The organism is Marinospirillum celere, from assembly GCF_900112235.1.
GTDB classification, from domain to species: Bacteria; Pseudomonadota; Gammaproteobacteria; order Pseudomonadales; family Halomonadaceae; genus Marinospirillum; species Marinospirillum celere.
This window is the reverse complement of record NZ_FOLH01000003.1, coordinates 250419-263753: the sequence shown is the minus strand read 5'-3', so window position 1 is coordinate 263753 and position 13335 is coordinate 250419. Positions and strand designations below refer to the sequence as shown.

Genomic DNA, 13335 nt, shown 5'->3' with positions numbered 1-13335 from the left:
GGGTGGTCAAGCCTGTTGCTGAAGTTGGAGCTTAATAGCCGTAGGGGCTGCCGCTATTCATGGCTGCACCTATAACAAAAAGGCTCACGACTGCAGTGATAAAAGTCAGGGTATAGAAAATGGCGGCGGCCCAGATCACCCAGGTGTGGAATCCACCAAAGGCGTACATGGCTTTCACTCTTTCTTCTTCAGTGCCTTTCAAGGTGTTCTTGAGGTCATTAAAACGCTTGAGAATAAAATAGCTGGCGCTACCGCCCACGACGATCATGCCGATGAGAAAGCCAAAAGGAATGATGCTGAGTACTGCAACAAAAAAGAAGGCACCCAGGGCGGGCAGGTAGGCCTTGCGATAAAGTAGAAAGGCCCAGCCGAAGAAAAAAGCCCACCAGCTCCAGTGCCAGCGAAAGCCAAACACTCCTGCTTGCTGCATTTTCTCCAGGCCTTTTTGATAGAAAGACATTTTTTCAGGTTTTTGAATGTAAGCTTCCAGCAGCCTAGATTCATTGACGTTATCAGTTTCCTGATGATCGGGTGAGATATCACTCATGATTTTATCCTTAAAAGATTCCATTGATAGATACTTCCGTGACTTAACCGCCACGCAACGCAGCCTAACCTTGATGAAATTTTTATGCCAGAGTGAAAGGCCTGATTTGTGATGAGGTTCGTATACCTGGCCTCTGAACAATACTCTGGCTTCTTGTTACACTTGTTTTTTTAACTCTCAGAGAAGGCCTGAACTTCCCATGCACCAACGTTTTGTCGAAATTCCCTATGGCTTGCTGGAAGCAGAGACTCTGGAAGCCCTGCTGGAAACCTTTGTGACACGTCAGGGTTATGATACGACCAGTGGCGATGCCAGCAGCCAGTGGGTGGAGCAGCTAAAGCACCAGATGCAAAAGGGTGAGCTGGTCATCTTGCACGATGTAGAAACCGAAACCACAGAAGTTATGACAGTGCAGCAAGCAAAAAGCTTTTTGGGAGGTTTGGAAGAATGAAAATGACAGCTTTTGCAAAAAAATTCTCCGAACAGGCCGGTATTAATAGCCTGATGGATGATCTGGGCAAGGCGATGGCGGGTGACCAGCCAATGATCATGATGGGTGGTGGTAATCCAGGGCACTTTTCACCTGTTCAAGAACGGCTGCGTGAAGAATTCCAAAAGATTGGTCAGGACCCTGAAGCCTTTGCACGCTTGGTTGGCAACTATGATGCCCCGCAAGGGGAGGCGCGTTTTATTAGTGCTTTGAAAGACCTGCTCAATGAAACCTATGGTTGGGGTTTGAGCGAAGAGAATATTGCCCTGACCAATGGCAGTCAGGCGGCTTTTTTTATGCTGTTTAACCTCTTTGCCGGCACCACCCCCGAAGGTGAAGAACGTCAAATTCTATTGCCTTTGGCCCCTGAATATTTGGGCTATGCCGATGCTGGCTTGGGAGCAAATACCTTCCGGAGTGTGCGCCCTAAGATCGACTACGTGGGTGAGCATACTTTTAAATATCGTGTTGATTTTGATCAACTGGCCCTGGATGAGCAGGTGGGTGCGCTTTGTGTTTCTCGCCCGACTAACCCCACCGGCAATGTCCTGACGGATGAGGAAATCGATAAGCTGCATAAGCTGGCCAAGGACTGGGATATTCCTTTAATTATTGATGGAGCCTATGGTAGCCCTTTCCCTGAATTGATTTATACCCAAGCTAACCCGATTTGGGATGAGCAGATTATTCTTTGTTTGAGTCTGTCCAAGCTGGGCTTGCCCGCAGCCCGCACCGGCATAGTGATTGCCCCCTCTGAGGTCATCCGTGCCCTGAGTGGTGCCAATGCCATTCTCAATCTGGCTACGGGCAGCTTTGGCCCGCAACTCACTGAAAACCTGGTGCGTTCTGGTGAAATCCTGACCCTCAGTAGAGAACAGGTGAGACCCTGGTATCAGGCTAAAATGCATAAGGCGGTTGCCGTTCTTCACGAAGCCTTTGAAGATGCCTGCCCCTGGTATATCCATCAACCGGAAGGGGCCATGTTTCTTTGGCTTTGGTTCCCTGGCCTGCCAATCACTAGCCATGAACTCTATCAACGCCTGAAAGCTCGCGGTGTGCTTGTGGTCTCCGGGCACTATTTCTTTCCCGGTATGCCCAACGAGGATGACTGGCCGCATCGTCATGAATGCTTGAGAGTCACTTACTCTCAGGATGATGAACAGGTTGCCAAGGGTCTGAGGATTATTGCTGACGAAGTTCGCCAAGCCTTTGCTGACGCAGCTGGTTGAGGCCTTGGCGATACATCAGCCAGGCCAGGGTGCCAGCCAAGAAGTTGCCGATCAAAGCGCCGGTAAAGAGCCCCGAAATTCCGGCCAGCTGAGCACCCAGCCAGAGACAGGGCAGATAGCAGGCGAACAAGCGCACTAAAGAGGTCATGAGTCCGCGTAACGGCATACCCACGGCGTTGTTCGCTGAAACCATCAGCATGCAGACCCCCAGGGCGGCATAGCTGATGGGCAGCTTGAAAAGATACTCCTGGACCAGTTCGCTTACCGCAGCCTCTTCAGTGATCAGGTTGACCAAAGGTTGGCTGACCAGCATCCAGACCAGAGCAATGCCCAGCTGCCAAACAATCACAAAGCCTACAGCCAATTTCAACAAGCGTTCTACCGAATCCCAGTCACCTGCTCCAGCAAAGCGTCCCAGTATAGGGGGAAGAGACATCGTCAGGGCTAGAACCACGACGATAGAAAAGAACTCCAGACGTGTACCTAGCCCCCAGGCAGCCACGGCAACTGTACCAAAACCAGCAACCAGGCTGGTTGCTAAAATGGCTGAGAAAGCGGGCATCAATTGACTGAGCATTGCAGGCAGAGCCGTTCCAAACAGTGCTCTGAGTTCTTGAATGATGGCTAGGCCCTGAAGGTTTGGACTGATCCAGCCTTTTTTGAAGATCCGTGGGTAGGTCATCAACCCACCAAAAGCAAAGGCAACAACGGTCGCCCAGGCAGCGCCGGGTAACCCCCAGCCAAAGGTAAAAATAAACAAGGGGTCCAAAACCAGATTCAGCAGGCTGACCACCAGCATCATTAGCCCTGGAAACTTGGTATCGCCCTGAGCACGGTGCTGGCTGTAGCCCAGATAGACACCCGCTCCCAGCCAGGCTGACAGTAACCAGGGTGCCCAGTAGCGATCGATTAAGGGTCTCAACTCAGCATCTGCACCTAGAAAATTCAAAATCAAGGGGCGCAACAGCCACAAGAACAGCATCAGCAAGGCCAACAGGCTCAGACCAGTAATCAGGATCAAGCGACCTTGCTGCTGGGCTTTTTCGGGGTTACCTGCGCCCAGAGTGCGTGAAATGATGGCCGTGGTGGCTATCCCCAAACCGACCTGAAAACCGATGATCAGTTGTTGAACCGGTAGGGTGAAACCCAGGGCGGCTAAAGGGTCGACACCCAAGAGAGCAATCCAGGCGGCATCGACCAGTTGGTAACTCATCAATGCCAATACCCCAAAAAGCATGGGCCAAGTCATTTGGTAAAGAGTACGGCCAAAGCCAATTTTTTTGATATGCTCAGTGTTCATCTTTTTTTCGCAGAAGTGGGCTATAAATAAATAGGTAATCTTTTGCTGAGTCGCTACCGATGATAAAGCTCTTATATTATGCCTGCTTGTTTTTATTCCTGGTGTTACCTGCCAAGGCAGAGGCTTTTCCAGAGAAACCCTTAATACTCCTGGTGGGCTTTAATCCCGGTGGTAGTATGGATCAACAGGCCCAAATTCTGGCGGGCCTACTGGAAGAGCAGTTGGGCCAAGCAGTTGAAATCATTTATTTTCCAGGCTCAGGCGGTGGCGCAGCTGCTGCCATGTTGGCCGCCAGCCATGAGCAGGGCAATATTCTCCAATTTTCACCCTCACTGAGTTTCACCTTTCCCCCTTTGGTGTCTTCGGCATCCTACGACCTACACAGCTTTCGTTACCTGGCCGCGATAAGCCGGGATCAGCTGGCTTTGGTGACCGGTAAACAGGCAGCTTATCAGGATTGGCAAGGGCTTTTGAATGCGGGTAGAGAAGGCGGTGAGCTGGTTTATGCCTCGCAAACTCAATTGGACCGTTTTTTGGTCACTCATTTGGCTGAACTGGAAGGTTTGCGTTTAAGAAGTGTGCCGACAACAGGTGGCAGCTCGACCTTGCCTTTGGTGCTATCCGGTGAAACTGATTTTGCATTTAGTGGAGGTAGTTATATCGCTCCAGCTTTGGAAGGCAGGGTGAGAGTGCTGCTCGCTTTGGGAAGTGAGCCACTGATGAACTTCCCCGAAGTGCCTACCCTGAAGGATGCTGGTTACGAAGTTGATCTTGAAGTACTGCGTGTTTTAGCAGTATCGGCCAATACCCCTGATTCTCAGGTTCAAGTGTTGGTGGCTGCCTTGAAAGCCATCGTGGAAGATCAAAGCTTTGTACGTTTGACCGAAGAGCAAATAGGTATTCCGGTCATCTTCAAGCAGGATCAAGCTTTGGAAACCTTTATGCATGAACAGGCACGTACTTTGCAGTTTCTGGTTGATCAATCAGCCCCTTGAGGAGTGTTATGGCTATCACTGCGAAGAATAAAGATAACAAGCAGCGTGGTGGCAAGGCCTGGGAATACCGGTTTACGACCGGCATTCTTCTGATTTTTGGATTTCTGGGCTTGCTGGCGGTTGCTTTGACCCTGGTGTATTCACTGCATGTTAGCCAGCAGAACCTGGAGCAGGAAATCGAAAACAACCTTGAACAAAAACAGCGCACCCTGCAAAGCCTGTTAACCAATCGTCTTGAACTGCTGGATATTTATCTGAAAACCAGCCTGGGCAATCAGATGCTGGGTGAGTTTTTAAGTCGTCAACTCGGTCTGGATGCTTCTGCCGATGACATCCTCTTTCATTTTCGTGACTCGGCTGCCAGTGAAGTCGTTGATTTAATGTTTGTTTTGGATACCAATGAAGCCTTGGTCATGGATGCCAGCTCCCCCCTTTATCCGATTGAACATTTAATGGGCAGCTTGGAGCCTGCCCTGCTCTATACCAGCGACTGGCGTTTATTTAGCCATAATGGAGAGGTATATCTACTCAAAGCAGCCCCCTTGTTTGATCCTGGCAGCATTAACCTCCAGGGTTATGTCTTTGTTGGTCTTGCTTTAAGTGGTAATCCTGAGTTTCAGCAACAAGTGTTTGATCAGTTGGATGTGGACCTTATTGAATTGAAAGCCCGAACTACTCCAGAAGCCACTGGGGAGCTGATCTTTTCACGCACACTTTTTACGGCCGCTGCTGATGAAAATAACCCCCTGCCCAACCTTTATATGATTGAAAAGCCCCTAAGGCTTTCAGCTGTTAGGGGTTCGGATAAGCTGGAAGTCAAACTAGGTGTTAGCGAAGAACGCTTTGAAGCATTAAAAGCGAGCTTTTGGAATTTGTTTGCACTAACAGGTGGCGGTTTTTTGTTCTTTCTGTTGTTGGCAGCGGCCCTTTTGAATAGCACCCATCGGCGAGCTATTGACAGTCTTTTGGATTATATCCGAAGTATTCAAGAAGGTAGTCAGGTGACTGGGTTTCTGGCAACAGGTATCCATGAGTACAACCGGGTTGGCCGGGCCATGGAGAAGATGGTGGAAGAGTTAAAAGTTGCTGGTCGGGTTTTTGAATCCGCTGAAGTGATGCTAGTGGCTGATGCAGATAAACACTTGCTCAGAGTGAACAAGGCGTTCACTGAAATGCTGGGTTACCAGCAACAGGAGGTTTTGGGCCAGCCACTCGATCAGGTGTTGGACCCTGAATTCAAACAACAGAAGCAGCTCAATGAAATCTATCTGCAGTTGGAAAAAGAAGGTTTCTGGCAAGGCGAGTTGGAAAGCTCAACTCAACTAGGGGACCCGCGTTTACTCTGGTTAAGCATTTCGGCTGTCTTTAGTGATGTTGACGAGCGGTTGCTGAACTATGTGATTACTCTGATGGACATCACCGAAAGACATGCCGCCGAACAGCAAATACGCCACTTGGCCTATTATGACCAGCTGACCGGACTGGCCAATAGGCAGCTGTTGTTGAAAGAACTGGGCGAACTCCTGAATGACCCCCCAAACAGAGACACTTGGGGCGCTTTGATCTATCTGGATATGGATGACTTTAAAACCCTTAATGATAGTAGAGGGCACCAGGTCGGTGACTACTTCTTAAAAATGCTCGCACAGAGGCTGGAAGCAGTTTTGGTTATGGAACACCGAATTGCCAGAATTGGTGGTGATGAATTTGTTTTGCTGATCAGGAATTTAGGCAAGAATTACTCTCCTGCTGTTGAAATAGTTCAAAACCTTGCTGAGCAATTGCAAGCGCACCTTAATGGGCCCTTTGTTTTGGAGGGTCTTAAGCATCACGCCACTGTGAGCATGGGGGTTACACTGTTTAAACTGGGTACTTCCAAGGTGGAAACCTTAATGCAGGAAGCGGATTTGGCGATGTATCAGGCTAAGGCCGCCGGGCGCAATACCTATCGCTTCTTCTCTCCAGAAATGCTTGATCAGGTACTGGAGCGGGCACAGCTAGTTGATGATCTTCGCAAGGCTCTGCACAACAAGGAGTTTCTACTCTACTATCAGCCGCAGGTTACTGATAAGGGTGAAGTGATAGGGGCAGAGGCACTGGTACGCTGGCAGCACCCAGAAAAGGGAACAGTTTCACCGGCAGCTTTTATCCCGATTGCAGAAGAAACAGACCTGATTTTGCTCTTGGGCCAACAAGTTCTGGAAACGGCCTGTCAACAACTTCTGGACTGGTCATCAAGACAGGGGTATGAACACTTGACCTTGGCCGTGAATATTAGTGTTCGTCAATTTCAGCAAGTTGACTTTGTTGAACAGGTGACTGAATTGATCCAGCGTTATGCTGTGAATCCCAAACGCTTGAAACTGGAAGTCACTGAAAGTCTTCTGATGGATGATGAGGATATACTTTTGACAGCAGAGAAAATGGAACAGCTTCAAGCACTCGGAGTTGGCTTTTCTTTGGATGATTTTGGTACCGGCTATTCTTCCCTAACTTATTTGAAAAAACTGCCTCTGGATCAATTGAAAATCGATAAATCCTTTGTCAGTGATTTGCTGATTGATGCGCAGGATTTGGATATTGCCCGTACTATCGTATCCTTGGGGCACAGTCTTAACCTGGCGGTGATTGCTGAGGGTGTTGAAAACCAGGAACAGCAGGAACGTTTGGCTGCTCTGGGTTGTTTTAGCTATCAAGGGTATTTCTTTGGGCGCCCTTTGCCTATTGAGGCTTTTCATCAATGGATGGAAAATCTTTGACTGCGTCCTTCTGCCACTTGTGGACTGATCACTTTAATTTAGAGTGTTCTTATCTTAATCAAGAGATCTCCTCAGTGAATAGAAAGCAGCTTCTTTTATGCCTTTCAGCTGGCCTGGTGGCCGGCTTTTTACTTTGCAGTTGGTTTTCCAGTTCTTTGCCGGAAAAAACCATGCGAGTCGAGTTTGTGAATACAACGGATGTAATGCTGAACAGTTTGCAGCTGGATTTTGGTAATGCCCAAGGGCAAACCAGCCTGCTTTCTCTACGTCTAGCACCAGGGGAAAGGCGGACTCTACTGTTAAACCACGAACCCGGAGCTGGCTTTAATGTTGTGGCCCGCTATGCTGACGGTGTTGAGCAGGATTTTTGTGCTAATCGAGGTGAGCAGGGGCAGCAGCAAGAGGTTATACTCCGGCGATAATAAACCCATGGTTGATGAGTCTGCTCATGACGTAAATCAAGGGTTTACTCTTTTATTCCTTTCTTCGTTTTCTTTCAAGCACAAGGAGTTTGTTATGCTGGCCAATCTTTACTGGTTGCTCGTAGTGGCTGTTTTGCTGGGTGTTTTTTACCTGATCAGTGTGCGTCTGGGTAAGCTGAAGATTGCCTTGATCGTTGCTCTGGTGATGGGTGTACTCAGCCATAGTTTTTACTATTTCTACTTAGAGCAGATTCTGGTCAAGAGTTATGGCGGTTCTATGAGCTTGAATGTACCTGATGGACAGCGCCATATTGGTGTGACCTGGAAGGGTGACAACCTTTGGCTTCAGAACTATAACCCGGCAACCAATGAGTGCATCTTCCGTGAATATTCACGCGGTAGTGTATTGGAAGGCGAAGTGCGTATCCGTAACTGCAACCCTTTACATTTATTAAAGGAAGAGGAGCGCCAACAACTACCAGTTAGTGATCCTAAGCCTTCAGAAGAGCAGGAGTGATTACTGCTTTGGCTGTCGAATAACGAAGTCAGTGGCTTGTGATTTTAGGTTGCTCGCTAAGAAAATGGATAATTCTTTCATTAACTTCGTGACTATGAGAAATGGCGCCCATATGGCCCGCTTGGAATTCAACAACCTGACTTAGCGAAAGGCTTGCTGCCAGTTGTTGAATGACCTGGTGGGCCGTGGGTTGGCTAAAGCTACCTTGCATCAGCAGGGTCGGCTGAGTGATTCGCTGCCTAAGCTGATCCAGATTCAAGGAGGCACTCATCAGAGCATGGAAATCAGCAGCCACCTTGTGGATGCCCAGGGTAAATGCCTGCTGCTGGCGCTCAGGTAGCGCAGCAAAACTGCCTGGCTGATTCCAGTAATCGATAAAACGCTCGGCAGCTTTTTCAGGCTGACCTGCATCCAGACTGGCACTGATTTCTGCCATTAACGCCAAGGCCGTTTCTCTTTCTTCTCCAACTAATAGAAAAAAAGCCACAGGTTCATAAAGGCTGAGGCTGGCAATGGCTTCAGGGAAGTCATGTGCCAGCTTCAAAGCATTTACACCCCCGTAAGAGTGCCCGATCAGGTGCCAGGAAAAATCCTGCCAATTGCTGGGCAGCTGCTTTAGGAGTGCCGCCTGTTCTTCATCCAGAGTGACCGCTCGGCGTGGCCAGGCTTGGGTCATGGCTTGGCCATAGCCCAGAAGGTCAAGGGCGACACACTTTTCCGGATCCAGTAGCGCCATCAGAGGCTGCCACTGACGTGCGCTGGACAGAGAAGAGTGAAGCAGTAGGTAGCGCTTTTCTTTCATCAGCCTTCAATACCATTATGCCTGAGCAGGGCATCGACCTGGGGTTCACGACCCCGGAAGTTGATGAACAGGGTCATGGCATCTTCTGAGCCGCCTTTTTCCAGAATTTCTTCACGGAAGCGGCGGCCCGTGGCCGGGTTGAAGATACCTTCTTCTTCAAATGCACTAAAGGCATCGGCAGAGAGGACTTCGGCCCACTTGTAGCTGTAGTAGCCAGCGGCATAACCACCGGCAAAGATATGACCAAAGCCATTTTGGAAGCGGTTGAAATCCGCTGTGGGCACTACGCTGACTTGTGAGCGGACTTCATCCAGCAGAGCCTGAATTTCTGCAGCCTTGGGGACTTGTTTTTCCAGATGTAGTCGGAAATCAAACAGGGAAAACTCCAACTGACGCACCATCTGCATGGCGGACTGGAAGTTTTTTGCCGCCAGCATTTTTTCGAACAGCTCTTGGGGCAGGGGTTTACCGGTTTGATGGTGACCGGTCATCAGGTCCAGACCTTCCCTTTCCCAACAGAAGTTTTCCAGAAACTGGCTGGGTAGCTCCACGGCATCCCAGGCCACGCCATTGATGCCGGCGACATCCGGTACTTCGATCTGGGTCAGCATGTGATGCAGGCCGTGTCCGAACTCATGAAAGAGGGTGGTGACTTCATTGTGGGTCAAAAGGCTGGGCTTGCCATCCACCGGGGGCGTGAAGTTACAGGTCAAAAAGGCCACCGGCAGTTGCACCTGGTCATTTGCTGTACGGCGGCGGTTACGGCAATCGGCCATCCAGGCACCGCCCCGCTTGCCTTCACGGGCATAGAGATCCAGGTAAAAGCCAGCCAGAGGCTGTCCCTGACGCAGTACCTGGAAGTACTGGGCATCCGGGTGCCAAGTGGTAACCTGAGGGTCGGCCTTGAACTCGACATCAAACAGCTTGCCTGCCACCTGAAAGAGGCCATCAAGTACTTTGGGTGCAGGGAACCAGGGGCGCAGTTCTTCCTGGCTGATGGCATAGCGGGCCTGGCGCAGCTTTTCCGAGTAGTAGCCGACATCCCAGGGCTCCAGTTTATCCACACCCTGTTCGCTAGCAAAGGCTTGAAGCTCAGCAAAGTCTTTTTGCGCCTGAGGGTAGGCCTTGGCTGCCAGATCGGTGAGGAAGCTCATTACCTCTTCGGGACTGCGCGCCATTTTGCGCTCTACGGACAGGTGTGCGTAGGACTCAAAACCCAGGAGTTGGGCTTTTTCGTGACGCAGGGCGAGGATTTCCTCCATCAGTGGGGCGTTATCCCACTCGCCCGCATTGGGCCCCTGGTCGGAAGCGCGGGTGACAAAGGCGGTATAGACTTCGCGGCGCAGTTCGCGGTTATCGGCATAGGTCATCACCGGCTGAAAGCTGGGGAAGTTGAGCGTGAACAGCCAGCCTTCTTCACCTTTAGTCTGGGCTTCAGCTGCTGCTGAGTCCTTGGCTGACTGGGGCAGGCCACTGAGTTCTTCTTCGTCAGTGACCAGCTTGGTCCAACCCTGGGTGGCATCCAGGACATTGTTGGAAAAGCGGTTGGAAAGGTCTGAGAGGCGCTTTTGAATTTCCGCAAAGCGCTGTTGTTTTTCTTTCGGTAGTTCAATGCCGCTTAAGCGAAAATCTCGCAGGGTATTTTCCAGCATCTTACGTTGAGCCGGATTGAGTGCCTGGTCATCTGCGCTGGCAGCCAGTTTTTTGTAGAGCTCATAAAGGCCTGGATGCTGGCTGAACCAGGTGGAAAACTCGGAGAGCTTGGGCAGGCATTTTTCATAGGCCTCGCGTAGTTCCGGGTTGTTTTTGACGCCGTTCAGGTGAGAGACTGGTGACCAGGCGCGAGACAGGCGGTCGCCGGCTTCATCAATGGGCTCCATGCTGGATTTCCAATCAGGATTGGCTTGAGCAAGAACTTCTTCAACCGCTGCACGATTGGCTGCCAGTAGCTGATCCAGCGCTGGCTCGACCTGATCGGGGGTGATCTTTTCGAAAGCAGGCAGATCGGAAATATTTAATAAGGGGTTGCTGGCATTCATGGTGGAGCTCCATCCAGAAAATAGATAACTGTATTCTAACGTAAATAAAAAGGCCCAGCACAAGGCTTACAAAAGGCTACGGATACCCCGGTTGATATCTTCCAGTGACTGCACGAATACAACCTCCGTGCGCTGGCCTTCGCCATCAAAAAAAAGCAGCAGTCCGGGAGTTTCTGTCTGTTGTTGTCGTGCAAACTCCCGTCCCTCAGGATGGCCCAGAGTTGCCACAATAAATTCCAATGGTTCAACTTCGTATCTGATTTCATTAATTAAGTCCATCGCTTCCATGCTGTTGGGGCTGGCGGTTTCATGGATCAAAACCGCAATGGGTTGGCCTTGTCCAATTTTTTGCAGATCAGTGTCAAAGCTATCCGTTGGCAGCAGAGCCCAGGCTAGGGCTAAGCTGACTGCGATAATTGCAAAGGTTAAAAGGTGTTGAATCCAACGGGGAAGAAGGCGTGGTTTGTTTTTGGATTTTTGGGTTGATGACATTGACTTGGCTCTGAGTCTAGGTGGGTTTGAAAGAAGTTTATCAAGTTTAAAAAGCTTGCCAAGCTCACGCTGAAAGGTAAGCTGTGAGCATTTTATAAACGCAAGAGATGCTTATGACCATAAGAAGTTATCAGGGTTCTGCCCCTAAGCTAGGTGAGCGGGTTTTTATTGATCCTACGGCCGTCGTCCTGGGTGATGTGGAATTGGGTGATGATGTATCTGTCTGGCCAATGGTTGTTATTCGGGGTGATATGCACCGTATACGTATAGGTCGGGGCACCAGTGTTCAGGACGGCTCAGTATTGCACATTACCCATGCCAGTGATTTTAATCCCGGTGGTTACCCTCTGATTATTGGTGAGGAGGTCACTATCGGTCATAAAGCAGTACTTCATGGCTGTACGCTGGGTAATCGAATACTGGTTGGGATGGGAGCTATAGTCATGGATGGCGTGACGGTGGAGGATGAAGTCATTATTGCCGCTGGCGCTTTGGTAACACCCGGTAAGACCCTCAAGTCAGGCTATATGTATGCAGGAAGTCCAGCGCGTCAAGTCAGAGCCTTGAGTGAGAAAGAGCAACGTTTTTTTAGCTACACAGCAGGCAATTATATGCGTTTGAAAGACAAGCATTTGGCAGAAGCTTGGGAAGCCTAGTATGACTGAGAAAAAAGCCCCTTCCTTCAATCAGCGGCTCAGACGTCTGCGCCCTTGGCAGCAACTTGCTTTTGCTACCGCTCTGGCGCAGCGGTCAGCGCCTAACTTCCTGTTATTTAGTGAGGCGACCGACTTTGGCCATAGAGATGAATATCTCAAGCTACTGGCTCTGCTCTGGGAAGAACTGACAGCCAAAGCGGCCAGTATTAATTGGGAAGTGCAGCAGGAGAAGCTGCCTGATTTACAGCCCAACCCAGATGCATTTGAGGTTTATGGTGTTTATCCGGCACTGGATGCGATTATGGCTTTGGAATTGGCGGTGGAGCAGGCCTTCAAGCATGATGAGGAAAATGCCATTCGTGCCAGTAAACTGTCACGCTCTACTGTACGTCAATACCTGGAAATGCAGGCTCCTGAAGACTTGGATGACCAGGAGCTCAGCCAGTGGGTGCGTTACCAGGATCTGATGGATGATGAAAATGCGTTTCAGGACGAGCTATTGAACTTGGTTTCAGCACAATTCCAGCCGCATCCTGAAATTTTGAAAAGTATTCGGGACTTGGCTGGAAATCAGGGCTTCAGCAACCTGGGAATTTCTTTGGACGCTTAAGCTGGCTGCTGGGGAGCATGGGCGGCATGCAATTTTGCAATCAGCTGGTCTTCCTGTTCAAAACGTTCAGCAAGAAGTTCGCCAACATGGCTGAGGGTTTTTTCCAGATCATTAAGCCCCATGGGAACCAGGTGCTCCTCATCCTTCATCAGCTGCTGGGTGGATTCATGCAGCAAAGGCAGGGTGGTATCTAGAAGCTTAAGCGCCTCTTGGTCCTTGAAAGCTTCAGCTTCATGCATCAGCTGTTCGTAGATTTCAAAATGGCCGGCACTGAGATAGTCCACCAGGAGTTCACGAAATTCTTCAATTTTATCACTGGTAACCTTGCCTTTTTGGTGTAGGGCTTGGCTCAGTCGATTAAAGCTGACCAAAAGCTCACGGCGTTCTTGCAGCCAGCGGTCAATGAGCTGGTGGACACCGCCCCAGCGTTCCTGGGCATTTTTGCAGGATTCCAGCATGTTGTTCTCCACAGGTTTG

The 13335-nt window shown here is 49.9% G+C and carries 14 protein-coding genes; 8 read left to right on the top strand and 6 right to left on the bottom strand.

From position 1 onward, the window contains the following. Positions 1-31: 31 nt before the first annotated feature. Positions 32-547, bottom strand: a complete 516-nt coding sequence (locus BM185_RS08300; RefSeq protein WP_177203514.1) for a DUF2628 domain-containing protein — start codon at positions 545-547, stop codon at positions 32-34. A 199-nt stretch (positions 548-746) separates the two neighbouring features. On the opposite strand from BM185_RS08300, the gene BM185_RS08295 reads away from it, so the two are divergent. Both BM185_RS08295 and BM185_RS08290 read left to right on the top strand, forming a co-directional pair. Beyond that, positions 747-998 (top strand): YheU family protein, encoded by a 252-nt coding sequence (locus tag BM185_RS08295; RefSeq protein ID WP_091961983.1) that lies wholly within the window; start codon positions 747-749, stop codon positions 996-998. A gap of 2 nt (positions 999-1000) precedes the next feature. Further along, a complete protein-coding gene (locus tag BM185_RS08290) occupies positions 1001-2266 on the top strand; it encodes a valine--pyruvate transaminase (protein ID WP_245751735.1) in 1266 nt (421 codons plus the stop codon). Here BM185_RS08290 and BM185_RS08285 read toward each other — a convergent pair. Further along, complete coding sequence (locus BM185_RS08285) at positions 2220-3566, bottom strand: MATE family efflux transporter (RefSeq protein WP_091961977.1); 1347 nt, start codon at positions 3564-3566, stop codon at positions 2220-2222. The genes BM185_RS08290 and BM185_RS08285 overlap by 47 nt on opposite strands. A gap of 59 nt (positions 3567-3625) precedes the next feature. Between BM185_RS08285 and BM185_RS08280 the strand changes: the two genes are divergently transcribed. The 4 genes from BM185_RS08280 to BM185_RS08265 all read left to right on the top strand — a co-directional run bounded on the left by BM185_RS08280 (position 3626) and on the right by BM185_RS08265 (position 8259). Next, on the top strand, positions 3626-4561 hold the full coding sequence (locus BM185_RS08280; protein WP_091961974.1) for a tripartite tricarboxylate transporter substrate-binding protein: 936 nt from the start codon (positions 3626-3628) through the stop codon (positions 4559-4561). Positions 4562-4569: 8 nt separating this feature from the next. After that, positions 4570-7320 (top strand): EAL domain-containing protein, encoded by a 2751-nt coding sequence (locus BM185_RS08275; RefSeq protein ID WP_091961971.1) that lies wholly within the window; start codon positions 4570-4572, stop codon positions 7318-7320. A 170-nt stretch (positions 7321-7490) separates the two neighbouring features. Next, positions 7491-7742, top strand: a complete 252-nt coding sequence (locus tag BM185_RS08270; RefSeq protein WP_143089500.1) for a hypothetical protein — start codon at positions 7491-7493, stop codon at positions 7740-7742. Positions 7743-7836: 94 nt separating this feature from the next. Beyond that, positions 7837-8259 (top strand): hypothetical protein, encoded by a 423-nt coding sequence (locus BM185_RS08265; RefSeq protein ID WP_091961965.1) that lies wholly within the window; start codon positions 7837-7839, stop codon positions 8257-8259. A gap of 28 nt (positions 8260-8287) precedes the next feature. Here BM185_RS08265 and BM185_RS08260 read toward each other — a convergent pair whose 3' ends face one another. From BM185_RS08260 to BM185_RS08250, 3 genes are all read right to left on the bottom strand, one after another. Beyond that, entirely contained in the window at positions 8288-9061 is a 774-nt protein-coding gene (locus BM185_RS08260) for an alpha/beta fold hydrolase (RefSeq protein ID WP_091961962.1), read from the bottom strand. Then, complete coding sequence (gene prlC, locus BM185_RS08255; RefSeq protein WP_091961958.1) at positions 9061-11100, bottom strand: oligopeptidase A; 2040 nt, start codon at positions 11098-11100, stop codon at positions 9061-9063. The genes BM185_RS08260 and prlC overlap by 1 nt, the downstream gene beginning before the upstream one ends. A gap of 66 nt (positions 11101-11166) precedes the next feature. Further along, the gene (locus BM185_RS08250) at positions 11167-11592 is read right to left on the bottom strand and encodes a hypothetical protein (RefSeq protein WP_091961955.1); all 426 of its coding nucleotides are present in this window, start codon (positions 11590-11592) and stop codon (positions 11167-11169) included. A 113-nt stretch (positions 11593-11705) separates the two neighbouring features. Between BM185_RS08250 and BM185_RS08245 the strand changes: the two genes are divergently transcribed. Further along, positions 11706-12248 carry a gamma carbonic anhydrase family protein gene (locus tag BM185_RS08245; RefSeq protein ID WP_091961952.1) on the top strand — a complete coding sequence of 181 codons (543 nt, stop codon included), beginning with the start codon at positions 11706-11708 and terminating at the stop codon, positions 12246-12248. Between the two features lies 1 nt (position 12249). Continuing rightward, positions 12250-12858 carry a YjaG family protein gene (locus BM185_RS08240; protein WP_091961949.1) on the top strand — a complete coding sequence of 203 codons (609 nt, stop codon included), beginning with the start codon at positions 12250-12252 and terminating at the stop codon, positions 12856-12858. Here BM185_RS08240 and rsd read toward each other — a convergent pair. Further along, on the bottom strand, positions 12855-13316 hold the full coding sequence (gene rsd / locus BM185_RS08235) for a sigma D regulator (RefSeq protein WP_091961946.1): 462 nt from the start codon (positions 13314-13316) through the stop codon (positions 12855-12857). The genes BM185_RS08240 and rsd overlap by 4 nt on opposite strands. Positions 13317-13335: the final 19 nt, after the last annotated feature.

Coding starts and splice junctions, on each gene's coding strand:
- BM185_RS08300 (WP_177203514.1), bottom strand. CDS start 547: ATGAGTGATATCTCACCCGATCATCAGGAAACTGATAACGTCAATGAA.
- BM185_RS08295 (WP_091961983.1), top strand. CDS start 747: ATGCACCAACGTTTTGTCGAAATTCCCTATGGCTTGCTGGAAGCAGAG.
- BM185_RS08290 (WP_245751735.1), top strand. CDS start 1,001: ATGACAGCTTTTGCAAAAAAATTCTCCGAACAGGCCGGTATTAATAGC.
- BM185_RS08285 (WP_091961977.1), bottom strand. CDS start 3,566: ATGAACACTGAGCATATCAAAAAAATTGGCTTTGGCCGTACTCTTTAC.
- BM185_RS08280 (WP_091961974.1), top strand. CDS start 3,626: ATGATAAAGCTCTTATATTATGCCTGCTTGTTTTTATTCCTGGTGTTA.
- BM185_RS08275 (WP_091961971.1), top strand. CDS start 4,570: ATGGCTATCACTGCGAAGAATAAAGATAACAAGCAGCGTGGTGGCAAG.
- BM185_RS08270 (WP_143089500.1), top strand. CDS start 7,491: ATGCGAGTCGAGTTTGTGAATACAACGGATGTAATGCTGAACAGTTTG.
- BM185_RS08265 (WP_091961965.1), top strand. CDS start 7,837: ATGCTGGCCAATCTTTACTGGTTGCTCGTAGTGGCTGTTTTGCTGGGT.
- BM185_RS08260 (WP_091961962.1), bottom strand. CDS start 9,061: ATGAAAGAAAAGCGCTACCTACTGCTTCACTCTTCTCTGTCCAGCGCA.
- prlC (WP_091961958.1), bottom strand. CDS start 11,100: ATGAATGCCAGCAACCCCTTATTAAATATTTCCGATCTGCCTGCTTTC.
- BM185_RS08250 (WP_091961955.1), bottom strand. CDS start 11,592: ATGTCATCAACCCAAAAATCCAAAAACAAACCACGCCTTCTTCCCCGT.
- BM185_RS08245 (WP_091961952.1), top strand. CDS start 11,706: ATGACCATAAGAAGTTATCAGGGTTCTGCCCCTAAGCTAGGTGAGCGG.
- BM185_RS08240 (WP_091961949.1), top strand. CDS start 12,250: ATGACTGAGAAAAAAGCCCCTTCCTTCAATCAGCGGCTCAGACGTCTG.
- rsd (WP_091961946.1), bottom strand. CDS start 13,316: ATGCTGGAATCCTGCAAAAATGCCCAGGAACGCTGGGGCGGTGTCCAC.